The sequence below is a fragment of the Streptomyces sp. PH9007 genome, assembly GCF_059813725.1.
This window is the reverse complement of the sequence record NZ_CM187440.1, coordinates 5,186,452-5,211,393: the sequence shown is the minus strand read 5'-3', so window position 1 is coordinate 5,211,393 and position 24,942 is coordinate 5,186,452. Positions and strand designations below refer to the sequence as shown.

Here is a 24,942-nt window from a genome sequence, read left to right as displayed (position 1 = left end):
GGGGAGTGGTGTGCTCCCGCCCGGCGGGGGTGGCCGGTGGTGCGACGCCCGGTGGTGTCCGTTGCCGTGAACGGTCAGGCGTCGCTTAAAGGTCTTAAGCGATGGGTTCCCTCGTGGCTGACCTGTTAGGGGCTGCCGTGGCGTTGTTCTCCGGCGTGCGCGGGCCGTTCGCCGCGAGGCGTGCGGCGAGTGCCTCGCCCTCGACGTCCACGGTGGGCACGAGGCGGTCCAGCGCGCGGGGCATCCACCAGATGCGCCAGCCGATGATGAACATGACGGCGGGGACGATGAGCATGCGCACCAGGAACGCGTCGACGAGGACGCCGACCGCGAGGGCGAAGCCGATGGTCTTGAGGATGATGTCGTCGGTGAGCGTGAAGCCCGCGAAGACACCGACCATGATGAGGGCGGCGGCGCCGACGACGCGGGCGCTGTGGGTGAATCCGTCGATGACCGCCTGACGTGCCGGGGTTCCGTGCACGTACGCCTCCCGCATACGGGTCACGAGGAAGACCTCGTAGTCCATCGCCAGGCCGAACAGGATGCCGGTGAGCAGGATCGGCAGCAGGAACAGCACCGGGCCGGTGGCATCGAGTCCGACGAGTTCGTTCAGCCAGCCCCACTGGAAGACCGCGACGGTCGCACCCAGTGAGGCGCCGACGGAGAAGAGGAAGCCGAGGGCGGCCTTCAGCGGCACCCAGATGGAACGGAAGACCGCGATCAGGAGGATGACGGCCAGTCCCACGACGACGGCGAGGTAGAGCGGGAACACGTCGATGAGTGCGTTGGAGATGTCGACATCGACGGCGGTGAGGCCGGTGACCATCGCACGGGCGCCGGTCTGCTCGGGCAGGTCCGCCAGGGTGGTGCGGAGGTCGGCGACGAGGTCCTTGGTGGACTGGTGCGAGGGGCCGGCGACGGGAATCACCGTGAGGGTCGCGAGGCGGGCCGTGGTGAGCTGCCGCGTGTAGGCCTGTACCGCTTCGGGGTTGTCGCTGGTGAGAGCCGGGATGACGGCGGCGACGGCGGAGTCGTCGCGGGCGGCCAGCGTCGCCAGGGTCTGCGTGGCGGTGTCGACCGCCGAGGCAGGGTCGGGGGCCTGGTCGGTGTCGATGACGACGAGCAGCGGGCCGTTGGCTCCGGCGCCGAACTCGTCGGAGATGAGGTCGTAGGCGACGCGGGCGTCGCTGTCGGCGGGCTTGGTGCTGTCGCCGGGAAGCGCGAGTTGCAGGGAGGCCGCGGGGAGGGCGGCGACGGCGGCGATCGCGATCCCGGCCACGAGTGCCGGCCAGCGGTACCGGGCGAGGCTTTCGACCCAGCGGCGGCCGAGGGTACGGGGGTGGGTGGCGGAGGTGTCGTCGGTGCCGGGTGGGGTGGTGGAGTTCTTCGGGGAGCGTCGTCCGGTGACGCGAGTGCCGGCGAAGCCGAGGAGTGCGGGCAGCAGGGTGAGGGCGACGAGTACGGCGATGGCCACGGTGAACGCCCCGCCCAAGCCCATCTCGGTGAGGAAGCCAATGCCGCACACGGAGAGGCCGACGAGCGCGATGATGACGGTGAGTCCGGCGAAGACCACCGCCGAACCGGCGGTCCCCACGGCGCGGCCCGCCGCCTCCTCCAACGGACGGCCCTGACGCGCCTCGCTCTGGTAGCGGGAGAGGATGAACAGCGCGTAGTCGATGCCGACGGCCAGACCGAGCATCGTGCCGAGCGCGGGAGTCGTGGTGCTCAGCTCGGTGAAGCCGGTCAGGGTGGCGATGGCGGCGACGCCGATGCCGACGCCGATCAGCGCGGTGAGCAGCGGCATTCCGGCCGCGAGGAGCGATCCGAAGGTCAGGGCGAGCACCACGAGGGCGATGGCGATGCCCATCAGTTCGGCGAGGGCCCCGTCCATCTCCACACCGAGTACGTCGCCGCCGACTGTGGCCGTCAGGCCGGCCCGCTCGGCGATGTCGCGGGCGGTGTCGAGGGCTTCTCGGTCCGCCGGGGTGAGGTCGGCGGCGCTGTGGGCGTAGCTGACGGAGGCGTAGGCGGTGTGTCCGTCCTCGGTGATCGTGCCGGTGGTGAACGGGTCGAGGACCGCGATGACGTTGTCGGTGGTCAGTGCGGCGAGGGCCTCGGTCACCGCCTGTTGGCCAGCCGGGTCCGTCAGGGAGGTGTTCTCCGGTGCCTGGAAGACGATCCTTGCGGTGGCGCCGTCGGGGGCCGCCTCGGGGTCGCGTTCCTTGATGAGGTCGAACGCCTGGGTCGATTCGAGGCCGGACAGTTCGAAGTTGTCGTTCGTCTTACCGGAGAGGGTCGCCGCTCCGACGGCGATGGTGAGGAGCAGCAGGGTCCAGATTCCCACCACGGTCCAGCGGTGCCGGAACGACCAGCGTCCGAGCCTGAACAACTGCCATGCCATGGCCATTCCTCCTGTGTGTGCCCGTCCGAGCCGCGTGTCGGCGGGGTGCGGCACCCGTGAAGTCACCTTCGTGAGCGGCCGGTGGGACGACCGTACCGCAAAAATATCCAGGTGGATATTTTCACGGTCGCGGTCATAGGATCGGGCGGAACCGCGCCGCACCGGCCCGGCGAGCGCAGTGGAGGTGTGCCATGACCGACCAGGGCCCATCGGGCGTCCGGCCGCCCCGGCAGGACGGCGAAGCGGCGAAGCGGGGGAAGTACGCCAAGGGCCTCGCCCGGCGGCAGCAGATCATCGACGAAGTGCTGGCGGTCTACGACCGGCTGGGGTTCGAGGGAACATCGCTGCGCGCCGTAGCGGAGGCGATCGGGGTGACGCATCCGGTGCTCAAGCACCACTTCGGCACCCGCGAACAGCTCTTCCTGGAGGTGCTCCAGGAGTACGACCGGCGCTTCCTCGACGCCACCGACGAGGGCGGCGGCTCCTTCATCGACCTCGTCCAGCGCTCGGCCGAGCACAGCCTGCGGGTACCGGGGCTGATGGCCCTGCTGAACAGCATGGTGGCGCACGCGCTGGAGGCCGGGAACGATCGCTCGCGGGCGCACTTCTCCGAGCGGTACGCCCATCTGCGGGGAGGGATCCAGGCGCTTCTCGAAGAAGGCCGGGCGGCGGGAACGGTACGGTCTGACATCCCGCTGGACGAGGCCGCCTCGCTGGTCCTCGCGGCGGCCGACGGCCTCAGCACCCAGTGGCTGCTCGACGGAAGCGCCGATCTCAAGAGCGGTCTCCTGCTGCTGGAACGTCTTCTCGCGCCGCCGGCCGGCCAGGTGCCGGCGCCCTGACGGGACCGGGAAAGGACGCCGGCGGATCCGGCACGGCGGCGACGGAGGACAGTTCGCCTCAACCTCAGAAGCGACGCCCTCTGATTCTTTAGTGAATCTTTGAGCCATAAGACAGCGCTGGAGACGTGAGGCATCACCTGCACATCCCGCCGCTTCAACCCGCTATTTCATGATTTGGCACCGGCTTGATATGTGCCGATCAAGCCAGGCTACTCACTCCTCATTTTCACTAAAGATTGACTCTCTCCGAGTGACGCCGAATGATGCTCCTGCGTGACCAGCCGTCACATCTGCACCGGGCGTCCACACAAGCCCCACCCAACGCGCGGGTCACGCGCTGGTCCCGCCAAGCGGGCGGGACCAGCGCTTTCCGACATCTGTCACACGGGGAGTACCAGTCATGTCCACCAAACACGCCCTGAACCGCGCGCTGGCCGGTACGGCCGTCGCCCTGCTGTTCGCCGGGGGCCTCGCCGCCGCACCGGCGTCCGCCTCGGGCGACGACGTTCCGCTGTCCGCCGCCGACATCGCGGCCATCGACAAGGGCGGCGCCGGTCAGGGCGCGCCCGCCGAGTTCTCCACCTTTGCCGTCGGGCCGCAGATCACCCGTACCGAGGTGATCAACCGGGCGGCGAACTGGGTCGGCAGAGGACTCCAGTACAGCTGGACCAACACCTACCAGGGGTACCGCACCGACTGCTCCGGCTATGTGTCGATGGCCTGGAAGCTCGGCACCCCCGGGCTCGACACCACCAGCTTCGTCCCCAGGGGTTACGCCTCCTGGATAGGCAAGGACGCCCTGAAGCCCGGCGACGCCCTGCTCAACGACGCGGCGGGCGCCAGCGGTCACATCGTGTTGTTCGCCGGCTGGACGGACGCGTCGAAGAGTTCGTACCGGGGGTACGAGTTCACCGGCAGCGGAGTGCACTACCGGACCATTCCGTACCCCTACTACTCCGGGTACGGGACGTTCAAGCCGGTCCGCAACAACAGCATCGTGGATGACGTCACCCCGCCGGCGCCGGTGGATCCGGGGCCGGACAACGTCGGAATCTACCGGCCCAGCACCAATGAGTTCCACCTGCGCAAGGACGACGGCAGCCTCCAGAAGATCAAGTGGGGGACGACCGGAGACATCCCCGTCTCCGGGAACTGGGACGGCGGACATCTGGAGAACGTCGGGATCTACCGGCCCTCCACCAGCACCTTCCACCTCCGCAAGGACGACGGCGGGCTGATCGAACTCAAGTACGGCACCACCGGTGACGTGCCGATCTCCGGTGACTGGGACGGCGGCCACGCCGGGAACGTCGGAATCTACCGGCCCAGCACGGGTGAGTTCCATCTGCGGATGGACGACGGCAAGACACGGGTGATCAAGTACGGCACCACGGGTGATGTGCCGATCACCGGGAACTGGGACGGCGGCCACGCCAGCAACATCGGCATCTACCGGCCCAGCACCGGTGAATTCCACCTCCGGATGGACGACGGCAAGACCACGGTGATCAAGTACGGCACCGCCGGCGACAAGCCCGTCTCCGCCAACTGGGACGGCGGCCACGCCGGCAACATCGGGATCTACCGGCCCTCCACCAGCGAGTTCCACCTCCGCCTCGACGACGGCAAGACCCGCGTCATCAAGTGGGGCACCACCGGCGACATCCCCGTCGCCGGCAACTGGGACGCACGCGGCTGACACCACACTCCCCGGTGGCGTGACTCCCCCCGCCACGCCACCGGGGCCTCCCACCCCACCGTCATCCGACCGGAAGCCGAGAACCTTCTGTGAACCGCACTGTGCGTCACCGCTTTGCCTCCGTCGCCGCCATCACGGCCATCGCCGCCGCGCTGCTCGGCGCCGCGCCGGCCGCACACGCCGACGAGGACGAGTTCGACCTCTCCAACCCGACAGCCTTCGCCCTCGCCGCCCCCGACTACTCCTGCGGCACGATCGTCGCCGCCGACTCCACCATCGCCCAGCAGCTCAGCAGCACGCTGACCGGCACCCTGCGCAACTATCTGACGGCCTACCGGGTGTCCTGCGCCCGGGCCATCGTCCAGGCGGTTCAGGCCCGGGGCCTTCCCCAGCGAGCCGCCGAACTCGCCGTGACCACCTCGATCGTCGAAACCACGCTGCGCAACAACCCCAACATGGAGGACCACGACAGCGTGGGCCTCTTCCAGCAGCGGGCCAGCTGGGGTTCCTTCCAGAACCGGATGAACCCAACCTGGGCTACCAACGCCTTCCTCAACGCACTGCTGAACGTGCCGAACTGGCAGACCCGGCCGATGGGCGAGGTCTGCCAGGCGGTCCAGCGCTCCGCCTACCCGGACCGGTACCAGGTCCAGGCCGCTGACGGCCGGCGCATCGTCGCCGCGCTGTGGACCACCCCGCCGGTGGATCCGGGGCCGGACAACGTCGGGATCTACCGCCCGTCCACCAGCGAGTTCCATCTGCGCAAGGACGACGGCAGCCTCCAGAAGATCAAGTGGGGCACGACGGGTGATGTCCCGGTCTCCGGGAACTGGGACGGCGGTCATCTCGAGAACGTCGGGATCTACCGGCCTTCCACGAGCACCTTCCATCTCCGCAAGGACGACGGTGGGCTGATCGAGCTGAAGTACGGCACCACGGGTGATGTGCCGATCTCGGGTGACTGGGACGGCGGCCATGCCGGGAACGTCGGCATCTACCGGCCGTCCACGGGTGAGTTCCATCTGCGGATGGACGACGGCAAGACCCGCGTCATCCAGTACGGCACCACCGGCGACGTTCCCGTCGCCGGGAACTGGGACGGCGGGCATGCCGGCAACATCGGGGTCTACCGGCCCTCAACCGGTGAGTTCCACCTCCGCATGGACGACGGCAAGACCACGGTGATCAAGTACGGCACCACCGGCGACAAGCCCGTCTCCGCCAACTGGGACGGCGGCCACGCCGCGAACGTCGGCATCTACCGACCCAGCACCAGCGAGTTCCACCTCCGCCTCGACGACGGCAAAACCCGCGTCATCAAGTGGGGCACCACCGGCGACATCCCCGTCGCCGGCAACTGGGACGCACGCGGCTGAGTTCAGCCCGGCGCACCGTTCACCGGTGCGCCGGGCACCGTGTGCAGCAGTTCGGCGGCGGCCACCACGGCGGGCAGTTCCAGCGCCGCCGCGACCTCCTCGAACCAGCTGATCTCGGCCTCCAGGTCCAGCGTTTCCCGGACGGCGGACCGCCCCCCGTGCGCCCCCTCGCGACCGGACAGCCGGGCCGAGACCGCGTACCGCATGAGCACCGCCTCCACCGCCGGGGCCATCCCGGCCCCGTCGAACCCGGCTGCCCGCAAGGCGGCCTCGGCGGCCGGCGGGTGGCCGGGGCCCAGGTGGGTCTCCACGGCCAGCGCGCTGTCACGGATCTCGATGACGTACCGGTACAGCCGCAGCCGGGGGTTCCTCCGGCGTACTTCCGCCGGCAGCGGCAGCACCACACCGGGGGTCGCGGTCTGCAGCAGCCGCCACAGCGGCGCGATCCGGTCGGCCTGCCGGGCCGCCGCCCGCTTCAGCTGGTGTTCGGCGTGTGCCGGCCAGATGACGGCGAGCGCGAACAGCAGCAGCATGACCGCCAGCAGCACCTGGGTGGCCCCGGTGATCAGGCGCGCGTCCGGCAGCGGCCACTGGGCGAACCGGGCCGTCACATAGCCGAACCGGTGCAGCAGATAGGCGGCGCCGAGCAGGGTGGCGATCCGCATCAGCCGCAGTGAGGTGCGGGCGGGGCCCGGCGAGGCGTGGCGTCCGTCGATCCAGCAGATCCGCGCGATCGTCAGCAGACCGAAGGCGGTGTAGCCGGTCAGCACGGCCCAGTAGGTGTAACCCGCCCAGGAGGACCGGCTGTACGTCAGCAGGTCGATGTCCCCGTGCGGGCGCGGCATCAGCGCGAACGCGGTGGTCAGCACGATCGCCCCGGCCGCCAGCGTGGCGAGGTTCGGCCGCGAGAGCCGCCCCCGGGCCCGTCCCGTCATCTCGCGGACGAACTCCACCAGGGCCGCCGCCCCGGTCAGTCCCAGCAGATGTACCAGCAGGGCGGTGACGCTGTTGATGCCGATCAGTGCGTCGATCATCCGCCGCACCGCCGGTGTGCCCAGCGTCGCGGAGAGCGCCAGGCAGGTCCAGCCCGCGGTGAGGACCCGGTTGCGCCGCGGCGCGGTCCGCCATCGGCCGAGGTTGTACAGGGACAGGCTCCAGAGCAGCGGCAGCACCGCCATCTCGTACGGCCTCAAGCGGTCGGTCCCTTCCACTCGTAGACCTCGGCGAAGGTGCACATCACCAGGGAGAGGGTGTCGGCCGAGGCGCGCGAGGCGCCCGGCCGGGTCGCCGGAAGGGTGTCGAAGTGCTGCCACATCAGGGAGGCCAGCAGCTCGGCTTCCTGCTCCTGGTCGGTGGTCGCCCGGGTGCGGTCACGGGCCAGCAGCCGGGCGGCCATGGCGGGGTCGAGGTCGGGGAAGAGCTGCCGCAGGCTCGCGTGGTCCGGTGCGCCGTCCTGCCGGTGCTCCAGCAGGATGTGCGCCAGTTCGTGCAGCACGATGTGGGCCTGGTGGACGGGGCTGGTCACCACTGAGTAGTAGACGTGATCGGCCCCGGCGAAGGCGATCCACACCCCGCAGACTCCCGATCCGCCGGTGTCCGTTTCGGCCAGCGGGATCAGCCGCAGCGGCCGGCCGCGGCGCCGGGCCACCGCCTCGGCCAGGGCCTCGATCGTGAACGGTCCCGGGACGGCCAGCCGGCCGATCAGGCCATCGCAGCGTGCCGTGAACGCACGCCACTGCCGGTCCTCCATATGTGCCCCCGTGTCAGCACAGTTCCCCGTCCCCCACGGTCCCCTCCGGCACCCGGACGGAGTTTAGACGACCGGCCCCGGCGGATCCGGCCGGCCGGTCCCCTCCGCCTCGGCCTCGGCCTCCGCCTCCAGCCTCGCGCTGCGTTCGACCAGCGAGCGCACCGTGTCCACGCCGTGCGCCGACATGGTCGCCACGGCGGCGGCCCGCAGCGCCACCGACCGTACGTCGTTGGCCCGCATCGCCGCGATCAGCTCGAGCTGGGCGGCGACCCGGTCGGCCACCTCGTCGTCGATGAAGTACGACTGCGGGACGCCGAAGAAGTCGCCCAGCGCGCGCAGAGTGCCGACGGTGGGGTTCCCGGCCCGTCCCTTGAGGAGCGTCCACAGCCGGCCGACCGAGATCTTGGGGTCCCCGGGCCGGGCCGATGCGCGGATCCCGTCCACCACTTCCTTCAGTGTGTACCGCCGCCCCAGCGGTTGCACATAGGTGAAGAGGAACTCGATCCGCCGCCCGAGCCGTTCGCCCTCCGGCTCCACCGCCGCGTCCTCGCCGTCTCGCTCGTCCACGTTCTTCGCCCCCTCCGCCACCGGTCGCCCTCAGTATCGTCCACCGTCGGCCGCGCCCGGCGCGGCAGGCAACGGCGACATCACAAAAGTGTGTGATCGGTGCGGACATCCGTGCATGATCGTGTGCGGGACCGGGGAACCATTCCTCACCGGACGGTCAACCCTCTGACTGTGCTGAGGAGTTCCGCGATGAACCAGACGACGAGCCGGACGACGACGGATCGGGCGACGGGCCGCAACACCATGGACCATCGCACCGCCCGCTGGACACTGGTGCTGTTCTCCGTGACGGGCCTGCTCGCCCTGGCGGTCTCTCCGGCGTTCGCGCTGTACGGGCTGCTGTCCGGCGCGGGTGGGCTGGTCGCCACCGGGGTGCTGGCCCGGCGGCACGACAGTGTCGCGACGACGGCCGCCACCGTGATCTTCGCCGGGCTGCTGGCCGGGAGCCTGCCCTATCTGCTGGCCGGGGCCTTCCTGCCCTGACCCGCGCGGCCCTGCGCCCCGTGGGCGTCACAGCCAGTCGTTGCGGCGGAAGAGGACGAACAGCAGCACGGTGACGCCCACGATCAGCGCGCTGGAGGTGATCAGCCCCAGGTGGTCGCTGAAGCCGGGGTACGGCAGGTTCTGGCCGTAGAACCCGGTGATCGCGGTGGGCACGGCGATGATCGCCGCCCAGCTGGTCACCTTCTTCATGATGAGGTTCATCCGGTTGCTCTGGATGGAGAGGTTGGTCTCCATCACCGAGGCCACCATGTCGCGCAGTGACTCGGTCCACTCGGCGGCGCGCAGTACGTGGTCGTAGATGTCCTGGTAGTACGGCATGAGCGGATCGGTCACCACCCGCAGCCCGGGGCGCATCAGGGTGTTGACCACCTCGCGCATCGGCAGCACCACCCGGCGCAGCCCCACCAGGGACTTGCGCAGCTCGTACGCGTCGCGCTGCACCTGACGGATCCGCCCCGGGTCCTCGGCGAACAGCAGTTCCTCCAGCTCCTCGATGGCGTCGTCCATCTGCTGGACGGCCTGGAAGTGCCCGTCCACCAGATGGTCGAGGAGTCCGTGCAGCAGAAAGCCGACGCCCTGGCTCGCGAGGTCGGGGCTGTCGTCCCAGCGGGCGGCGACGTCGTCGATGTCGAGCAGGTCGTCCTGGCGCACGGTGATCAGGGCCTGGCGGGTGATGAAGGCGGCGATCTCGGTGGTCCGCAGCCGTCCGCCGCCCGGGTCGACGGTGGCCGCGTAGCCGCTGAAGAACTCGTGCGCCCGGTAGCGGTCGAGCTTGGGCCGCTGGCCGGCGGTGGCCGCGTCCTCCAGGGCCAGTTCGTGGAGGCCGAACTCCTGACCGACCCGGGCCAGCTTGTGCGGGGTGGGCCGGAAGAGGTCGAGCCAGATCAGCGCACCGGGTTCGGTCAGGTGCTCGGAGATGTCGCGGACCGGGAAGTTCTCCAGGACCAGGGAGCCGTCACGGTAGAGCCGGGTACGCGCCATGATCCGACATTAGGCCGCTTTCCGGGCACTCACCATGGCAGTTCGATCACCTCGTGGACGCACAGCACCACGAACAGCAGGGCGGACAGCGCCAGCATGGCGTTGCTGAGCGGACCGTTGCGCCATTCGCGTGGCGCGCGGTCGGTGTTGAGCATCCACAGCAGGGTGATGGCCAGGAACGGCATGAAGAACGCGCCGAGGACCCCGTACGCCAGGATCAGCTGGATCGGCCGGTCGAGGAAGAGCAGGCCCATCGGGGGGAAGGTCAGCCACAGCAGGTAGGCCCGGAAGGGCAGCGAGCGCTCCCGGGCGCCGCGGGTGACCTGCTCGGTGGCGCCGGCCTCGGGGTCGCCGTCCCCGGCGCGCTGCCGGGCGACGAAGTCGGCGAACAGCAGGCTCACCCCGTGCCAGACCCCGATGAGGGAGCTGAAGGAGGCGGCGAAGAAGCCGATGAGGAAGATGGTGGAGGTGGCGGCGCCGAAGCGGTCCTCCAGGACGTTCCCCAGGTCCAGCAGGCCGCGGTCACCGCTGGTGAGGGCGACATCGGTGGCGTGCAGCAGTTCGGCGCCGATGATCAGCATGGCGACGACGAAGATGCCGGTGGTGAGGTAGGCGACCCGGTTGTCCAGCCGCATCATGGCGATCCAGCCGGGGCCGTTCCACCCCTTGGCGTTGACCCAGTAGCCGTACGCGGCCAGCGTGATGGTGCCGCCGACGCCGCCGATGAGGCCCAGCGTGTAGACCATGGAGCCGTCCGGCAGGGTGGGCGCCATTCCGGCGATCAGGGCGCCGGTGTCGGGGGCCACCCGCAGGGCGATGCCGACCACGACGACGAACATCACGCCGATCAGGACCATCATGATCTTCTCGATCACGGCGTAGCGGTTCAGCCAGACGAAGACCAGGCCGATGAGCCCGCAGAGGATGCCCCAGGTGGACAGCGCGAAGGTGTCCGGGAAGAGCGAGGCGAGCGGCAGCGCGCTGGCCGTCATGGCCGTGCCGCCGTAGACGAAGCCCCAGACGACGATGTAGATGCCGAAGTACCACACGGTCCAGCGGCCGAGCGAGCGCCAGCCGTCGAAGATGGTGCGGCCGGTGGCCAGATGCCAGCGGCCGGTGGCCTCGGCCAGCGAGATCTTGATCAGGCAGCCGACCACGGCGGCCCACACCAGCGTGTACCCGAATCTGCTGCCCGCCACGGTGGTCGCCACCAGGTCGCCGGCGCCGACCCCGGTGGCCGCCACCACGATGCCCGGACCGATGGAACGCCAGCGCCGCTTCACGGGCGGCTGGGGCTGGGCCTCTTCGCGCGTCGTCGTCACCGCAGGAGTCTGCCCAGAAACTCACGTCACAATACGCACACCAGAACGATTGTCAGGAACCTGATCGCGCAACAGGAGGGGCGGCATGGGACGGATGACGCAGGATGGGGACATGACCTTCCATGTCGACTCCGAGACCGGGCGGCTGCGCCGCGTCATCCTGCACCGGCCCGGTCTTGAACTGAAGCGCCTCACCCCGAGCAACAAGAACGACCTGCTCTTCGACGACGTGCTGTGGGTGCGCAGGGCGCAGCAGGAGCACGACACCTTCGCCGAGCTGCTGCGCGAGCGCGGCGTCACCGTGCATCTGTTCGGGGAGCTGCTCGCCGAGTCGCTGGCGATCCCGGCGGCCCGGGGCCTGGTGCTCGACCGGGTCTTCGACGAGCGCGAGTACGGGCCGCTGGCCACCGACGAACTGCGCTCGGTGTTCGAGGGACTGCCGGACGAGGAGCTGGCCGAGGCGCTGATCGGGGGCATGACCAAGCGGGAGTACCTGGCCGCGCACCGCGAGCCGTCCTCGGTGCGGTTCCACGTGATGGAGCAGGACGACTTCCTGCTCCAGCCGCTGCCCAACCACCTGTTCACCCGGGACACCTCGGCATGGGTGTACGACGGGGTGGCCATCAACGCCATGCGCTGGCCGGCCAGGCAGCGCGAGAGCGTGCACTTCGAGGCGGTCTACGGGCACCACCCGCTGTTCGCCGGCCCCGGGGCCGGGCCGTTCCACCGCTGGTCGGAGGGGCAGGGCGGGCATCCGTCCACCATCGAGGGCGGGGACGTGCTGGTGATCGGCGGCGGCGCCGTGCTGGTGGGGATGAGCGAGCGGACCACCCCGCAGGCGGTGGAGCTGCTGGCGCGGCGGCTGTTCGCGACCGGTTCGGCGCGCACCATCGTGGCGCTGGACATGCCCAAGCGGCGGGCGTTCATGCACCTGGACACGGTGCTGACGATGGTGGACGCGGAGAGCTTCACCCAGTACGCGGGGCTGGGGATGCTGCGGTCGTACACCATCGAGCCGGGCTCGGACGACGGCGGGCTGAAGGTGACCGACCATCCGCCGGAGCACATGCACGGGGCGATCGCGGCGGCGCTGGGCCTGGACTCCATCCGGGTGCTGACCGCGACGCAGGATGTGCACGCGGCGGAGCGCGAGCAGTGGGACGACGGCTGCAACGTGCTGGCGGTGGAGCCGGGGGTGGTGGTGACGTACGAGCGCAACGTGACGACCAATACGTATCTGCGGCGCAGCGGCATCGAGGTGCTGGAGATCCCGGGCAGTGAGCTGGGGCGGGGGCGGGGCGGGCCGCGCTGCATGAGCTGCCCGGTGGAGCGGGATCCGGTGAGCTGAGCCGGCCGGGCCCGACAGCCCTTGCATAGCCATGAGAGGGCCCGTATAGACTTCCAGTCATCGAACACCGTCAGTCATCTTTTCGGATCAGGAGCCCTCTCATGGCGACAGAACTCACCGGCCGCCACTTGCTCAAGGAACTGGACCTCACCCCGGAGGAGTTCCGTTCCCTGATCACCCTGGCCGCCGAGCTGAAAGCCGCCCGGCGCGCCGGGACCGAGGAGCGGCGGCTGGTGGGCAAGAACATCGCGCTGATCTTCGAGAAGGCGTCCACCCGTACCCGCTGTTCGTTCGAGGTGGCGGCGGCCGACCAGGGGGCCGCCACCACCTACCTGGACCCCTCGGGCACCCACGTCGGGTACAAGGAGTCGGCCAAGGACACCGCCCGGGTGCTCGGCCGGATGTTCGACGCGATCCAGTACCGGGGCTCCGCCCAGCAGACGGTGGAGGAGCTGGCCGCGCACGCCGGGGTCCCGGTGTACAACGGCCTCACCGACGACTGGCACCCCACCCAGATGCTCGCCGACGTGCTGACCATGACCGAGCACAGCGACCGGCCGCTGGAGGAGATCTCCTACGCCTACCTCGGCGACGCCCGCAACAACATGGGCAACTCCTACCTGATCACCGGCGCGCTGCTCGGCATGGACGTACGGATCGTCGCGCCGCGCGCGCTGTGGCCCGAGGACGCGGTGGTCGCCGGGGCGCGGGAGCTGGCGGAGCGCACCGGGGCCCGGATCACGCTGACCGAGGACGTGGACCGGGGTGTGGCGGGCGCGGACTTCGTGGCCACCGACGTGTGGGTCTCGATGGGCGAGCCGGTCGAGGCGTGGGAGGAGCGAATCGGGCTGCTGACCCCGTACGCCGTCACCATGGACGTGCTGCGTGCCACCGGCAACCCGGACGTCCGTTTCCTGCACTGCCTGCCCGCCTTCCACGACCTGGGCACCCAGGTGGGCCGTGAGCTGCACGAACGGTACGGCCTCAGCTCGCTGGAGGTCACCGACGAGGTCTTCGAGTCGGAGCACTCGGTGGTCTTCGACCAGGCCGAGAACCGGATGCACACCATCAAGGCAGTGATGGTGGCGACCCTGGGCTGACGCCCCGGTGACCGCCCGCGCCGGGAAATGCGTTGAGCGCGGGCGGGGTTGGCTGGTATCTGTCAGGGATGCTGACCGGAGATCTTGTACGACTGCGGGCGATGGAGCCCGACGATGCCGAGGCCCTGTGGCGCTGGAACCACGACCCGCAGGTGATGCGCTGGCTGGACACCTCCTACCCCCAGTCACTCGCGCAGACCCGCCGCCGGATCGAGGAACGGGAACCCAACAGCAGCTACGAGCGGCTGCTGCTGGCCGTCGAGACCCGGGACGAGGGCCGGCTGATCGGAGTGACCGATCTGCGCGACTTCGAGGCCGAGAACGGCATGGCCGTGCTGGACATCTATCTGGGCGAGAAGGACTCCTGGGGCCAGGGCTACGGCACGGACGCCGTCCGCACGCTGTGCCGTTACGGCTTCGACCAGCTGCGACTGCACTCCATCACGCTGTGGGTGGCGGCCGACAACGCCGCCGCCCGCCGCGCGTACGCCAAGGCCGGTTTCACCGAGGACGGCCGGCAGCGCGACGGCTTCCGCCGCGACGGGCGCTGGTACGACCTGATCCTCATGACCGTGCTGGAGAACGAACTGCGGCCCCCGGAGTACACCGGCTGAGCCATCGCCGGGCGGCGGACGGGGGCCCTCGAGGCGCCCCTCCGCCGCGCTGCGCCGCAGGACAAATGGCCATAGTCTCCCGGTATCGCTTCCCGTGGAGGTGCTCATGTCCTATGGATCGATCGCCGGGCCCGGCGGAACCCTCGCCGCCACCGGGCTGGCCGCCGGACAGCTGTGGCTCGTGGTGGCCAGTGCCGCCTTCGTCCTGGTGGGGGCGCTCGTGGTGCGGGTGTCCTTCCGGCGGCGGCGCGGGGCGCTCTCGCCGTGACGCACCGGGCTGCCGGGGGCGGCCGCTGGCCGGGCGTCCCCGTACTGCACCGGGCCTGGCACCGTTCCCCCTGGTTGCTCGTCCCGCTGGGCCTGGTACCGCTGACCGGCTTCGCCGCCTGGGTCATCGCACACGCCGTGACCACCGTGCGCGAACTCCTGGGAGCGCACCCGGGCGGCCTGGCCGTTCCCTGGCTCGTCTCCTTCGTCCTGCTGTGGTGGGTGCCGCTCTCCTGGCTCGAACGCCCCAGGAGACCGGCACCCGCCGCCGGCCATCACCCGGATGCCCTCACGGTGACGGTGCAGATCCCGGTCTACAACGAGGACCCGGCCATCCTGCGCGCCTGCCTGCACTCGGTGCTCGTACAGTCCAGGCCGGTCACCCGGATCCGCGTCGTCGACGACGGATCGGCGCACCCGGACGGCACTCCCCTCACCTACGACGGCGTCCGCGACGCGTTCCTGCGGCGCGCGGCGGCCCGCGGCATCACCGCGACCTGGGACCGGACCCCCAACCGGGGCAAACGGCACGCCCAGATGCACGTCCTGGCGCAGGACGACGCCGACATCTTCGTCACCCTCGACAGCGACTCCGTCTTGGACCCGGACGCCGTGGCGGAAGGTCTCAAGCCCTTCGCCGACCCCGCGGTGCAGTCCGTGGCGGGCCAGGTGCTGGTGCTCAACCACGACGCCAACGCGCTCACCCGGCTGATCACCCTGCTCTATCTGCCGTTCACCCGGGGCCTGCGCAGCGCCCAGTCGGTGCTGCGCCGGGTCACCATCAACTCGGGCACCCTCGCCTTCTACCGCGCCGGTCCGGTGCGCGCCGCCGCGGGCGTCTACGAGAACGAGCGGTTTCGCGGGCGGCCGATGCAGATGAACGACGACTCGATGCTCACCTTCTACGCGCTGCTCGCCGGGGACACCGTCCACCAGCCGTCCGCGCTGGTCTTCACCCTCGTGCCGCAGCGCTGGTCGCACTATCTGCGCCAGCAGATGCGGTGGATGCGCGGCACCACGGTGCGGCATCTGTGGTGGCTGCGCTACATGCCGGCCGGTGGCGTGGTGTTCTGGACCACGGTCGCCGAGTATCTGCACATCCTGCTCGGCCTCGTCATCCCGGTGGCCCTGCTCGCGCACCCCGGCTACCGGCCCCATCTGGGCACGATCGTGACGCTGGGTCTGCTCATCGGGGTCGCCATGAGCTATCTGATGACCCTGCGCCTGTTCACGGTCGGGCGCACCGACATGACCGGGTGGCAGACCGCGCTGCTGTTCGCCGCCGCCCCGCTCGCCGCCGCCTGGCGCACGGTGGTGCTGCGTCCGCTGTACCTGTACGCCATGGCCACCTGCCACCGGGTGAACCGCTGGGGCACCCGCTCCGCCGTGGAGGTCGACCTCGTCACCCGCCGGGAGCCGGCCGGGACCTGAGCCTAGGCGGTGTCCGACGGATGGCGCCGGGTCCCCACCACGGCGGCCAGGCCGGCGGCGAGGCGCAGTTCGGTGGCGCGCAGGGCGGGGTGGGTGAGCCAGTGCAGGCGGGCGTGGTCGACGGCTCCCCCGTGGGTGGGCGGCCAGGCGGTGGACGGCGTGAAGTCGTCGATGACCACCGTGCCGCGCGGGGCGAGCAGTTCTCGCGGATCGGCCGGGGTGTCCCCGGGCGCCTTGCCCTGGCCGCCGCCGTCCAGCACCAGCAGGTCGAACGGGCCGTGCGCGGCGAGGGCGGTCCAGTCGGCGTGCACCACGGTGACCCGCGCGTCGTCCGCGAACACCTCGGCCGCCAGCGCGGCCCGCCGCGCGTCGCGTTCCACACTCACCAGCCGCACCCCGCGCCCCGCCCCGGCGGCCAGCCAGGCCAGCCCGACGCCGCAGCCGGTACCGGTCTCCCCGATCGCCGCGGTGGCCCCGCCCGCCAGCGCGTACAGCAGCCGGCCCTGCTCCGGGCGGCACGAGAAGGCGAAGCCCGCCGCCCGTGCCGCCCGTACGGCCCGCGCCACCGGTGGGGGCACATCGGTGAGTTGCTTGTAGGCGTTTGTCCCACGCTCCGTCATGGGGTGATGATGTCCCTGACCTACTCCTCGTGAACGAGGGGATTCACAGGGTTCCGCAACGAAGGAATCGGATGAGCCACCCTTATCTCTCCCATGATGTTGCAGGAGAAGGACCGGCGGTGCTGTTGCTGCACTCCTCGGTCTGCGACCGCCGGATGTGGGACCCGCAGTGGCGGGTCCTGATCGACGCGGGCTTCCGGCTGATCCGGCCCGACTTCCGGGGGCACGGTGACAGCGCGGCCCCGCTCGGTCCGCACAGTGACGCGGAGGACGTCCGGGATCTGCTCGATGAGCTGACCGTGGACCGGGTGGCCGTGGTCGGCTCCTCCTTCGGGGGGCGGGTGGCGCTGGAGTTCGCCGCCCGCTGGCCCGAACGGGTCGGCTCGCTCGCCCTGCTGTGCGCGGGCGCCCCCGGCCACCGGCCCTCGCCCTCGCTGGCCGCCTTCTCCGACAAGGAGGAGCAGCTGATCGAGGCGGATGACATCGCCGGGGCGGTCGAGCTGAACGTGAGCACCTGGCTGGGCCCGGACGCCGACGGCAACACCCGGGCGATGGTGCGGCTGATGCAGCGGCGGGCGTTCGATGTGCAGCTGGCGGCCGAGGAGTTCGACGCGCTGCCGCCGCCGGAACCACTGCGGCCGGCTCGGATCGGCGCCATTCCCGTGCTGGCGGTCTCCGGCGCCCATGACTTCGCCGACTTCCGCGAGATCGCCGCGTCCCTGCCGCACGAGCTGCCCAACGCCCGCCACCTGGAGCTGCCCTGGGCCGGCCATCTGCCGTCCCTGGAGCGCCCGGCGGAGGTGGCCGAGCTGCTGGCGGGTTTTCTGCGCGACCCCTTGTGAGGAGGGCCGGAGCGCGGGCCGGACGGGCGGGGAAGCGATGGCCGGCGCGCGCTCCGGAGGTGGCGGCGCACCTCTGCCCTGCACGGCGGAGGTTCGCGGCACCGGTGGAATTCTGCCGGAGTACCGCACGGCCCGCGCACCGTGACACCGTGATCAAGTCACCACGTGTAGCCCAACCACTACGTACTGTTAAAGATTCAAGCTCAGCGCGACGGTGCTCACCTGGGCTTCTGTCCGCCCGCGCACCACAACCGGGCCGCCGCCCGCACCCACAACACGGCTGGAATTCACACCCGCAACACGGCTGCCAGCTCGGCGATCCGGGCCGGCCCCACCCGGCAGCAGCCACCGATCAGCCCGGCCCCCGCCGCCCGCCACTCCCGGGCCAGCGCCGGATCGAACCGGTCGGGGCCGTACCAGCCGCCCCGCGCCGCGTCCCACAGCTCACCGCTGTTGGGATAGGCAACCGCCGGTTTGCCGGTGAGCCGCACCGCCAGCCGTACCGCGTCCGTCACCTCGTCCGGCGCGCAGCAGTTCACCCCGGTCGCCACCACCTGCTCCTCCTCCGCCGCCAGCGCGAACGCCTCCGCCAGCGGCTGCCCGGCCCGGGTGCGCCCGCCGGCCACCGTGTACGACAGCCACACCGGGATGCCGCAGCCGCGCGCCGCCCGCAGCATGGCCCGCGCCTCGGTCACCTCCGGCACCGTCTCCAGCGCCAGCAGATCGGGCCCGGCGGACGCCAGCGCCTCGATGCGGCGCCGGTGGAAGGTGGTCAGCTCGGCCTCCGTCAGCCCGTACCCGCCCCGGTACTCGCTGCCGTCCCCCAGCACCGCGCCGTACGGGCCCACCGACGCGGCCACCTTCCCCCGGCCTTCGGCCGGGAGGTGCCCCCATTCCGCGCCGGCCGCCTCGCGGGCCAGGGCCACGCTGTCGCGCAGCAGCCCGGCCGCCGCCGGAGCCGCGATGCCCCGGCGTGCGAAGCCCTCGAAGGACGCCTGATAGCTCGCGGTGATCAACACCCGCGCCCCGGCCCGCGCGTAGGCGCGGTGCGCCGCCAGCAACTGCCCCGGATCGTCCGCCAGCAGCCGCGCCGTCCACAGCTCCCCGGACAGCTCGCACCCCTGGTCCCGGAGCCGGTCGGAGAGACCGCCGTCGAGAACCAGGGGCGCGGGGGGCGGCATCAGAGCTGGCTCTGCACCTGGGAGGCGATCAGCTCCAGATGGTCCAGGTCGGACAGGTCCAGGATCTGGAAGTAGATCCGGGTGGCGCCGAGTTCGGCGTAGCGGCCGATCTTGTCGACCACCTCGGCGGGCGAGCCGGCCAGTCCGTTCTCGCGCAGCTCGTCCGGCTGGCGGCCGATCGCCGCCGCACGGCGGGCGACCTCGGCGTCGTCCCGGCCGACACAGGCCACCAGGGCGTTGGAGTAGATCAGCTCGCCCGGGTCCCGGCCGATCTCGGTGGCGGCCGCCCGGACCCGGTCGAACTGGGCCGCGCTGTCGGCGACCGAGGCGAAGGGGATGTTGAACTCGTCCGCGTAGCGGGCCGCCAGCGCCGGGGTCCGCTTCGGACCCAGGCCACCGAGCAGCACCGGCACCTTTGCCTGCGCGGGCTTGGGCAGCGCGGGCGAGTCGGCCAGCTGGTAGTAGGCGCCGTCATAGGAGAAGGTGTCGCCCGGCTGGGTCTCCCACAGGCCGGTCACGATGGCCAGCTGCTCCTCCAGGCGGGGGAACTTCTCCTTCGGGAACGGGATGCCGTACGCGGTGTGCTCCTCCTCGAACCACCCCGCGCCGAGCCCCAGTTCGACCCGGCCGCCGGACATGGCGTCCACCTGGGCCACCTGGATGGCCAGCACGCCGGGCAGCCGGAAGGTGCCCGCGGTCATCAGGGTGCCCAGGCGGATACGGCTGGTCTCGCGCGCCAGGCCGGCCAGCGTGATCCACGCGTCGGTCGGGCCGGGCAGCCCGTCCACACTGCCCATCTTCAGATAGTGATCGGACCGGAAGAAGGCGTCGAAGCCGTATTCCTCCGTGGCCTTGGCGACGGACAGCAGGGTCTCGTAGCTGGCGCCCTGCTGCGGTTCGGTGAAGATACGCAGATCCATGGGCCCCATTGTGTCCCCTGGAGATCACTGAACGGGAAAGCGCTCCTCGTTGCGGTCGATCTTGGCGTCGAGCGCGGCCAGCGGATTCACGCCGAGCACCGTGCACAGCTGGAGCAGGTAGGCGAGCACGTCGGCGATCTCGTCCTCGACCCGGGCGGCGCTCTCGGAGTCCTCCATGACGGTCACGGACAGCTCGGGGGTGAGCCACTGGAAGATCTCCAGCAACTCCCCGGCCTCCACGTTCAGGGCGGCCGCCAGGTTCTTCGGCGTGTGGTACTGCCCCCAGTCCCGGGCGGCGGCGAAGGCCGCCAGCCGGTCCTGGAGGGCGGCGATCCGGTGAGGGTCTGCGGAGTCGGTCACGCCCATGGGTCTATCACCGTCCGGCCGGGCGGCGGGCACCGGGCCCGCCACCGGGCGGTACGGAGCGCGGGGACGGGGCCGGTCAGCCGCCGCGCCGTGCCGCCGGTGCCCCCGGGGTCAGCAGCGCGCTCTCCCCCGGCGACACATCGGGGCGCAGCACCTCCGCGCTGCCGGCGGCGGGCCGGAACAGGGCGATCTGCCCCGGCGCCAGGGACGCGGTGAGCCGGCCCGCCTCCTCGCCCAGCACCCGGGCGGCCATCGGGGCAAACTGGGCGTCCAGCGCGAGGACGGCGTCCGCCCCGCCCCAGAACGCCGAGTGCCGAGGCACCGCGCGGGTCACATGGAGCACGGTGCGCCACGGGCCGGCGGCGCACGCCACGGGCGGCGGGCGGCGGCGGTCGCTGATCAGGGCCTGCGGACCGGCCTCCACGGTGGGCGGGGCGGGGGTGTGGGCGGGCCAGTCCCCGGTGCCCTCGCCCTCCGCGAACTCCAGTCGGTCACCGGCGGCGTGGCGTACCCCGGACCACTGGTCCGGCACCCGGGTGCTCGCGGTGACCCGGGCACCGGCGGCCAGCAGCCGCAGCGCGAAGAGCCGGCCGAACAGCGACTCGCCCAGCACCCCGATCCGGATGCCGGTGGCGCCGAGGGCGGGCACCGACACCGGCTGTCCGGCGCGGTCGGTCCCCAGATGGATCCCGGCCCGTACCGGCAGCGGGTGAATCCCGCCGCGGCCCTCGTCCCGCCACCGCTGGGCGGGGATGACCGCCGGGGTGGCCCCCTGACTGCGCACAGCCTGCTCCTTTCGCTTCGTCCCGGTCACCGCGCGGCCCCGGACGGGACCAGGCCCGCCGCCTCCCACACGGAGCGGGCCGGGTGGGCCAGGGGCAGGGTCGCCATCAGGCCGGCCCGCTGGTCCGCCGCCGGGGGGCCGACGACGCCGGTACGTACCAGGCGGTCGCGTTCGGCCGCGGCGTGCTGGGCGACGGTGGACACCAGCCGTACCGCCGTCCGCACCCGGATGCCGTCGTCGTGGGTGAGGGTGGCCGCCGTCACCACCCGGTCCGCCGCGCAGCCGCCCAGCGCGGTGATCAGCCGGGCCCAGTCGGCGGCGGCGGCGACCGGCACGGTCATGGTGCAGTGGGTGGCACCCTTCCCCGCCCAGCTGCCGGGCAGCGCCCGGCCCTCGCCGGTCGCGTCGCCCATCTGCCGCAGCAGGGCGGCGGTCTCCTGCGGCCCCAGCGGATCGGACCGCATCCCCTGCGCCGCCAGCCGGGCCCGGAGCCGGGCCAGCGCGGCCACCACCGCGGCCCGTCCGCCGGCCGCGCCGCCGCCGCGGCGCAGCGCCGCCTGCGGCGCGTCCAGCGGCTCGTAGCGCAGCACCAGATAGGCCCGGACCGCGACCGGCCGCCCCCCGGAGGGCAGTTGCCGGTAGGCGACGGTGGGCTGGTAGCGGTAGTGGAAGTCCCACGGCGGCACCCCGAACTGCTCCACCAGGATCTGGGCGGCGGCCGGCCGCGCCGGGTCCTCGGTGAGCGCCCGCGCGATGAGGTCCACCGGCAGCGAGGGCACCGTGCCGCCGGGGAAGGCCAGCACGGCGGCGTGGCCCCGGCCGTCCGCGAGCACCCCCACCGGCGGGCCGTTGCGGTCCGCGACCGCGGTGATGTCCAGGGCGGGGAGCAGCGTCCGGGCCAGGCCCAGCGTCCCGCGCCCGTACGGCGCGTCCGGGTGGTCCGGCTCCGGGGCGTCGTCCCCGGCCGTGACGCGGTGCCCGCCGTCCTGCCGCAGCCGGGCGGTCACCAGTTGGTCGGCCCACCGGCCGCGCCGCCGCAGCAGCGCGCCGGTCAGGGCCACGACGCCGCCGCCCACCAGCGCGCCGCCGGCGATGCCACCGACCGCGACGCCGGTCGCCGCCGCGCCGAGGCCGGCCTGGACGGCCACCCAGCGGGCCCTGCCGAATCCCCTGATCATTCCTGGTTTCCCTTCTGCTCGACCACGGCGGCGAGCGGGTCGAGCACGGGCCCGGCCGGCAGCAGCCCGACGAAACTGGCCGGCACGGTGGGCGCGGCGCCCGGCGCGTACCGCAGCCGTTCCACCGCCTCGGGCGAGGCGAACGGGTACGCCAGGCCGCCGTCGGTCACCAGGGTGTACGTGCCGCCCGCGCCGGCCGAGGTGGTGGCGCGCACGACCGCGCCGGAGCCGGCCGGTACGTAGATCTCGTCCAGCAGTCCGAGCCGTCCGTCCCCGGCCCGGACCGGGGTGAGACCGCCGGGCTCGGGCAGGGTGGCGGGCAGGTGCACGGTGGCCTGCCACGGCGCGTCGCCGGGCTGGCCGCCGGGCGGGGTGCTGACACACACCGGCTGGTTGCGGCCGGGGTCGGTCGCCACGGGACGGGCGTCGGGCCACGAGCGGTCACCGGGGACGGATTGCGCCGAGCGCGGTGCCCGGGCGGCGGCGGTGGCGGTGATGGTGTGGTCGGTGGTGGCGTGCGCGCCCAGCAGGGTGTGCACGAGTTCCGGTACGGAGACCAGGCCGTCGGGACGGACCAGGAAGTACTGCGGGCTGCCGCCGCCGGGGTCGGTGTGCGCGAGGTCGTTGACGCCGGCGGGGAAGGGCAGTTCGGCGTCGGGGGCGTCCCCGGTGCCGCTGCCCGGTTCGGGGATGGTGATCCCGGGGCCCTCGGGCAGGGTCGCGATGATCCGCAGCGGCAGCGGGACGGGGTCCCGGGTGAGGCTCAGCAGATCGCGGATGCCCTGTTCCAGGGAGTGACGGCGGCCCTCGGTGAGGAGCCACAGGTCGCCCTCCTCGTCCTCGGCGAGCACCGTCGCGGGGTGCTCGGCGGTGGCGGCCGCCTCCGGGACGGAGACGTACAGGGCCGTCCTGGCCGGGTCGCCGCCGTTCTCGGCGGGGACGGCGCACAGCGTCCACACCTCGTCGACGAGTGCGTCGGCGCCGGGCAGCGCGTCGGGCGCGCCGGGGATGCCGACCGGGAGTCCGCGGGGGGCGGCGTCCAGGACGGACTGGCGTACCGAGGTGACCTCCCCGCCGCCGGCCAGCAGCGCGGAGGCGAGGTTGAGCGCCGGGTGGACGGTGCCGTCGCTGACGACGTAGCGGTCACCGCTGCCGCCCGCGACGACGGCTCCGGTGGCGGGCAGTCCTGGGCCCCGGCCCGCGCCGAGCATGCCGGCGATGCCGAAGCCGGCCATGATGAGGACGCCGACCGCGACGCCGCTGCCCAGTGCGCGGTTGAGGCGGCGCCGGGGGTCGGTTCTGGCCTCGTCGGTGCCCCGGAAGAGGCTGGTGGTGCGGCGGCGGTTGTCGTAGGCGTACGCCTCGGCCTGTTCGCGTGTGGTGGCCATGTATCAGGTCCGGTTCCGGGTGGGGGGCGGGGCGGTGGTGGCGTGCCTGCCGCGGGGGAGGCGGCCGGCCGGGGTGCCGGTGGAACGGGCGGCGGCCGGCGGGAGGTCGGTGCCGTCCAGCCAGTCGAGCCGGGTCCCGGCCGGGGGGCGGGGCGGGGGGTGGCCGGCGGGCGGGCCCTCGGGCGCCGTGTCGAGCGGTCCCGGGTGCCAGCCGCGGCGGGCGGCGCGGCGGACCGCGGGCGCCGCCAGCAGACCGAGCACCACGGACAGCAGCAGCCCGCCGCTGACCGCCAGCGCGGTGACGGCGGTGCCGGAGAGTGCCGGCTCGGGGCGCGGCACCGCCTGGACCGGGATGCGGCCGGGTGTCGTCTCCCCGGTGTCGCCGGCCGCGCCGCCCCCTTCCAGGCCAAGACCGGTCACCGCGCCGAACGGGTCGACGATGCCCGCGCCCGTCAGGTCGTTGCGTCCGCCGCCGACCGGCGAGGCGGAGGCGATGAGCCGCTGGGCGACCTCGTCGGCGCTCATTTCGGGGAAGCGGGACAGGACCAGGGCGGCGGCGCCGGAGACCTGCGCGGCGGCGAAGCTGGTCCCCGACTCGCCCCGGTAGCCGGAGCCGCCGGGCGCCACCACGGGCAGGTTCTCGCCGTAGGCCGCCAGGTCGACCCATTCGGCGGCGTTGGAGGACTGCATGGGCGCGCCGGTGCCGTCGACGGCGGCCACCGCGAGCACGCCGTCGTAGGCGGCCGGGTACATGGACTGGGACGGGTCGCGGTTGCCCTCGTTGCCGGCCGCGGCGATCACCAGTACCCCGGCGTCGACCGCCCGCTCGACGGCTTCGCGCACCGGTTCGCGGTCGCCGGGGATGGCGAAGGAGAGATTGACGACGGCGGCGCCGGAGTCCACCGCGTCGTCGATGGCGGCGGCCAGCGTCTCGAAACTGGCCCGGTCCACGCCGTCGGCCACCCGGACCGGGTAGACGGCGGCGTCGGGGGCGACGCCTGTCATCCGGTCCCCCTCGGTGCGGTCGGCGGCGATCAGACCGGCGACGGCGGTGCCGTGCCCCTCGCAGTCCTGTTCCGGCGCGGGGGTGGAGCGTGCGAAGCCCTGCTCGGCGGGGACCATGACGTACTCGCTGCCGGTGACGACGGCGTCCGCGAGGTCCGGATGCCGGGCGTCCACGCCGGAGTCGACGACGGCCACGGTCACCCCCGCGCCGGTGGCCAGGTCCCAGGTCTGGCGCAGGCCGAGCAGATCGATCAGCGGGTGGGGGCCGCCGTCGGGCAGGTCGGCCCCGGTGACCTCCTGCCGGCACGGTTCGGCAGCCAGAGCCGTGCCGGGCGGGGCGAGCGGGGTCAGGGGGGCCAGGGTGAGCGCGGCGGTGAGGCCGAGCAGGACGGCCGCCCGGCGCCGTGCCGCTGCCGCCGCAGTGCCACCCCGGGCCGGGTGAGCGCTGGTCATCCG

The 24,942-nt window shown here is 72.2% G+C and carries 24 protein-coding genes; 10 read left to right on the top strand and 14 right to left on the bottom strand.

Features of this window, described 5'->3' with window-relative positions; translation table 11 throughout:
- Positions 1-94 precede the first annotated feature (94 nt).
- On the bottom strand, positions 95-2,401 hold the full coding sequence (locus tag ACTFAP_RS24015) for an MMPL family transporter (RefSeq protein WP_500467356.1): 2,307 nt from the start codon (positions 2,399-2,401) through the stop codon (positions 95-97).
- Positions 2,402-2,592: 191 nt separating this feature from the next.
- On the opposite strand from ACTFAP_RS24015, the gene ACTFAP_RS24010 reads away from it, so the two are divergent.
- The 3 genes from ACTFAP_RS24010 (at position 2,593) to ACTFAP_RS24000 (ending at position 6,318) form a co-directional block, all read left to right on the top strand.
- Positions 2,593-3,243: a TetR/AcrR family transcriptional regulator gene (locus ACTFAP_RS24010; protein ID WP_500467355.1), complete on the top strand. Its 651-nt coding sequence runs from the start codon at positions 2,593-2,595 to the stop codon at positions 3,241-3,243.
- A 400-nt stretch (positions 3,244-3,643) separates the two neighbouring features.
- Complete coding sequence (locus tag ACTFAP_RS24005) at positions 3,644-4,942, top strand: NlpC/P60 family protein (RefSeq protein ID WP_500467354.1); 1,299 nt, start codon at positions 3,644-3,646, stop codon at positions 4,940-4,942.
- A 101-nt stretch (positions 4,943-5,043) separates the two neighbouring features.
- Complete coding sequence (locus ACTFAP_RS24000) at positions 5,044-6,318, top strand: hypothetical protein (RefSeq protein WP_495682277.1); 1,275 nt, start codon at positions 5,044-5,046, stop codon at positions 6,316-6,318.
- Between the two features lie 2 nt (positions 6,319-6,320).
- On the opposite strand, the gene ACTFAP_RS23995 is transcribed toward ACTFAP_RS24000, so the two are convergent.
- From ACTFAP_RS23995 to ACTFAP_RS23985, 3 genes are all read right to left on the bottom strand, one after another.
- Positions 6,321-7,511: an MAB_1171c family putative transporter gene (locus ACTFAP_RS23995; protein WP_500467353.1), complete on the bottom strand. Its 1,191-nt coding sequence runs from the start codon at positions 7,509-7,511 to the stop codon at positions 6,321-6,323.
- A complete protein-coding gene (locus tag ACTFAP_RS23990; RefSeq protein ID WP_495682275.1) occupies positions 7,508-8,068 on the bottom strand; it encodes a hypothetical protein in 561 nt (186 codons plus the stop codon). The genes ACTFAP_RS23995 and ACTFAP_RS23990 overlap by 4 nt, the downstream gene beginning before the upstream one ends.
- A gap of 63 nt (positions 8,069-8,131) precedes the next feature.
- Positions 8,132-8,635: a hypothetical protein gene (locus ACTFAP_RS23985; RefSeq protein WP_495682274.1), complete on the bottom strand. Its 504-nt coding sequence runs from the start codon at positions 8,633-8,635 to the stop codon at positions 8,132-8,134.
- A gap of 189 nt (positions 8,636-8,824) precedes the next feature.
- Between ACTFAP_RS23985 and ACTFAP_RS23980 the strand changes: the two genes are divergently transcribed.
- The gene (locus tag ACTFAP_RS23980; RefSeq protein WP_495682273.1) at positions 8,825-9,118 is read left to right on the top strand and encodes a hypothetical protein; all 294 of its coding nucleotides are present in this window, start codon (positions 8,825-8,827) and stop codon (positions 9,116-9,118) included.
- 27 nt (positions 9,119-9,145) lie between these two features.
- Here the strand turns inward: ACTFAP_RS23980 and ACTFAP_RS23975 are convergent, their stop codons facing one another.
- Positions 9,146-10,120, bottom strand: coding sequence for a CorA family divalent cation transporter (locus ACTFAP_RS23975; RefSeq protein WP_495682272.1), 975 nt, complete (start codon positions 10,118-10,120; stop codon positions 9,146-9,148).
- Positions 10,121-10,149: 29 nt separating this feature from the next.
- Positions 10,150-11,442 (bottom strand): Nramp family divalent metal transporter, encoded by a 1,293-nt coding sequence (locus tag ACTFAP_RS23970; RefSeq protein ID WP_495682271.1) that lies wholly within the window; start codon positions 11,440-11,442, stop codon positions 10,150-10,152.
- Positions 11,443-11,554: 112 nt separating this feature from the next.
- Here ACTFAP_RS23970 and ACTFAP_RS23965 point away from each other — a divergent pair, with 112 nt between their 5' ends.
- The 5 genes from ACTFAP_RS23965 to ACTFAP_RS23945 all read left to right on the top strand — a co-directional run bounded on the left by ACTFAP_RS23965 (position 11,555) and on the right by ACTFAP_RS23945 (position 16,202).
- Positions 11,555-12,790, top strand: a complete 1,236-nt coding sequence (locus tag ACTFAP_RS23965) for an arginine deiminase (RefSeq protein WP_495682270.1) — start codon at positions 11,555-11,557, stop codon at positions 12,788-12,790.
- A 101-nt stretch (positions 12,791-12,891) separates the two neighbouring features.
- A complete protein-coding gene (argF, locus tag ACTFAP_RS23960) occupies positions 12,892-13,890 on the top strand; it encodes an ornithine carbamoyltransferase (RefSeq protein WP_500467352.1) in 999 nt (332 codons plus the stop codon).
- Positions 13,891-13,991: 101 nt separating this feature from the next.
- Positions 13,992-14,504, top strand: a complete 513-nt coding sequence (locus ACTFAP_RS23955) for a GNAT family N-acetyltransferase (RefSeq protein WP_495682268.1) — start codon at positions 13,992-13,994, stop codon at positions 14,502-14,504.
- A gap of 106 nt (positions 14,505-14,610) precedes the next feature.
- On the top strand, positions 14,611-14,772 hold the full coding sequence (locus tag ACTFAP_RS23950; RefSeq protein WP_168222790.1) for a hypothetical protein: 162 nt from the start codon (positions 14,611-14,613) through the stop codon (positions 14,770-14,772).
- Positions 14,769-16,202, top strand: a complete 1,434-nt coding sequence (locus ACTFAP_RS23945; RefSeq protein WP_500467351.1) for a glycosyltransferase family 2 protein — start codon at positions 14,769-14,771, stop codon at positions 16,200-16,202. Before ACTFAP_RS23950 ends, ACTFAP_RS23945 begins: the two co-directional genes overlap by 4 nt.
- 2 nt (positions 16,203-16,204) lie before the next feature.
- Here the strand turns inward: ACTFAP_RS23945 and ACTFAP_RS23940 are convergent, their stop codons facing one another.
- Complete coding sequence (locus tag ACTFAP_RS23940; protein ID WP_495682266.1) at positions 16,205-16,822, bottom strand: class I SAM-dependent methyltransferase; 618 nt, start codon at positions 16,820-16,822, stop codon at positions 16,205-16,207.
- A 71-nt stretch (positions 16,823-16,893) separates the two neighbouring features.
- On the opposite strand from ACTFAP_RS23940, the gene ACTFAP_RS23935 reads away from it, so the two are divergent.
- Positions 16,894-17,664, top strand: coding sequence for an alpha/beta fold hydrolase (locus ACTFAP_RS23935; protein WP_390121676.1), 771 nt, complete (start codon positions 16,894-16,896; stop codon positions 17,662-17,664).
- Positions 17,665-17,951: 287 nt separating this feature from the next.
- On the opposite strand, the gene mmuM is transcribed toward ACTFAP_RS23935, so the two are convergent.
- From mmuM to ACTFAP_RS23900, 7 genes are all read right to left on the bottom strand, one after another.
- Positions 17,952-18,845 (bottom strand): homocysteine S-methyltransferase, encoded by an 894-nt coding sequence (mmuM, locus tag ACTFAP_RS23930; protein ID WP_500467350.1) that lies wholly within the window; start codon positions 18,843-18,845, stop codon positions 17,952-17,954.
- Positions 18,845-19,765, bottom strand: a complete 921-nt coding sequence (locus ACTFAP_RS23925; protein ID WP_390121674.1) for an LLM class F420-dependent oxidoreductase — start codon at positions 19,763-19,765, stop codon at positions 18,845-18,847. Before ACTFAP_RS23925 ends, mmuM begins: the two co-directional genes overlap by 1 nt.
- A 24-nt stretch (positions 19,766-19,789) precedes the next feature.
- Positions 19,790-20,131, bottom strand: coding sequence for a MazG-like family protein (locus tag ACTFAP_RS23920; RefSeq protein WP_495682264.1), 342 nt, complete (start codon positions 20,129-20,131; stop codon positions 19,790-19,792).
- A 76-nt stretch (positions 20,132-20,207) separates the two neighbouring features.
- Entirely contained in the window at positions 20,208-20,915 is a 708-nt protein-coding gene (locus tag ACTFAP_RS23915; protein WP_390121672.1) for a hypothetical protein, read from the bottom strand.
- Positions 20,916-20,941: 26 nt separating this feature from the next.
- Positions 20,942-22,093 (bottom strand): type VII secretion protein EccE, encoded by a 1,152-nt coding sequence (locus ACTFAP_RS23910; RefSeq protein ID WP_436978340.1) that lies wholly within the window; start codon positions 22,091-22,093, stop codon positions 20,942-20,944.
- A complete protein-coding gene (gene eccB / locus ACTFAP_RS23905; RefSeq protein WP_400011670.1) occupies positions 22,090-23,481 on the bottom strand; it encodes a type VII secretion protein EccB in 1,392 nt (463 codons plus the stop codon). Before eccB ends, ACTFAP_RS23910 begins: the two co-directional genes overlap by 4 nt.
- Before the next feature lie 3 nt (positions 23,482-23,484).
- Positions 23,485-24,939: a S8 family serine peptidase gene (locus tag ACTFAP_RS23900; protein ID WP_500467349.1), complete on the bottom strand. Its 1,455-nt coding sequence runs from the start codon at positions 24,937-24,939 to the stop codon at positions 23,485-23,487.
- Positions 24,940-24,942: the final 3 nt, after the last annotated feature.

What these genes read in the sequence shown, in the direction of transcription:
- ACTFAP_RS24015 (WP_500467356.1), bottom strand. Translation starts at nt 2,401, where the DNA reads ATGGCATGGCAGTTGTTCAGGCTCGGACGCTGGTCGTTCCGGCACCGC.
- ACTFAP_RS24010 (WP_500467355.1), top strand. Translation starts at nt 2,593, where the DNA reads ATGACCGACCAGGGCCCATCGGGCGTCCGGCCGCCCCGGCAGGACGGC.
- ACTFAP_RS24005 (WP_500467354.1), top strand. Translation starts at nt 3,644, where the DNA reads ATGTCCACCAAACACGCCCTGAACCGCGCGCTGGCCGGTACGGCCGTC.
- ACTFAP_RS23990 (WP_495682275.1), bottom strand. Translation starts at nt 8,068, where the DNA reads ATGGAGGACCGGCAGTGGCGTGCGTTCACGGCACGCTGCGATGGCCTG.
- ACTFAP_RS23980 (WP_495682273.1), top strand. Translation starts at nt 8,825, where the DNA reads ATGAACCAGACGACGAGCCGGACGACGACGGATCGGGCGACGGGCCGC.
- ACTFAP_RS23975 (WP_495682272.1), bottom strand. Translation starts at nt 10,120, where the DNA reads ATGGCGCGTACCCGGCTCTACCGTGACGGCTCCCTGGTCCTGGAGAAC.
- ACTFAP_RS23965 (WP_495682270.1), top strand. Translation starts at nt 11,555, where the DNA reads ATGACCTTCCATGTCGACTCCGAGACCGGGCGGCTGCGCCGCGTCATC.
- argF (WP_500467352.1), top strand. Translation starts at nt 12,892, where the DNA reads ATGGCGACAGAACTCACCGGCCGCCACTTGCTCAAGGAACTGGACCTC.
- ACTFAP_RS23955 (WP_495682268.1), top strand. Translation starts at nt 13,992, where the DNA reads ATGGAGCCCGACGATGCCGAGGCCCTGTGGCGCTGGAACCACGACCCG.
- ACTFAP_RS23950 (WP_168222790.1), top strand. Translation starts at nt 14,611, where the DNA reads ATGTCCTATGGATCGATCGCCGGGCCCGGCGGAACCCTCGCCGCCACC.
- ACTFAP_RS23940 (WP_495682266.1), bottom strand. Translation starts at nt 16,822, where the DNA reads ATGACGGAGCGTGGGACAAACGCCTACAAGCAACTCACCGATGTGCCC.
- ACTFAP_RS23935 (WP_390121676.1), top strand. Translation starts at nt 16,894, where the DNA reads ATGAGCCACCCTTATCTCTCCCATGATGTTGCAGGAGAAGGACCGGCG.
- mmuM (WP_500467350.1), bottom strand. Translation starts at nt 18,845, where the DNA reads ATGCCGCCCCCCGCGCCCCTGGTTCTCGACGGCGGTCTCTCCGACCGG.
- ACTFAP_RS23925 (WP_390121674.1), bottom strand. Translation starts at nt 19,765, where the DNA reads ATGGATCTGCGTATCTTCACCGAACCGCAGCAGGGCGCCAGCTACGAG.
- ACTFAP_RS23920 (WP_495682264.1), bottom strand. Translation starts at nt 20,131, where the DNA reads ATGGGCGTGACCGACTCCGCAGACCCTCACCGGATCGCCGCCCTCCAG.
- ACTFAP_RS23910 (WP_436978340.1), bottom strand. Translation starts at nt 22,093, where the DNA reads ATGATCAGGGGATTCGGCAGGGCCCGCTGGGTGGCCGTCCAGGCCGGC.
- eccB (WP_400011670.1), bottom strand. Translation starts at nt 23,481, where the DNA reads ATGGCCACCACACGCGAACAGGCCGAGGCGTACGCCTACGACAACCGC.
- ACTFAP_RS23900 (WP_500467349.1), bottom strand. Translation starts at nt 24,939, where the DNA reads ATGACCAGCGCTCACCCGGCCCGGGGTGGCACTGCGGCGGCAGCGGCA.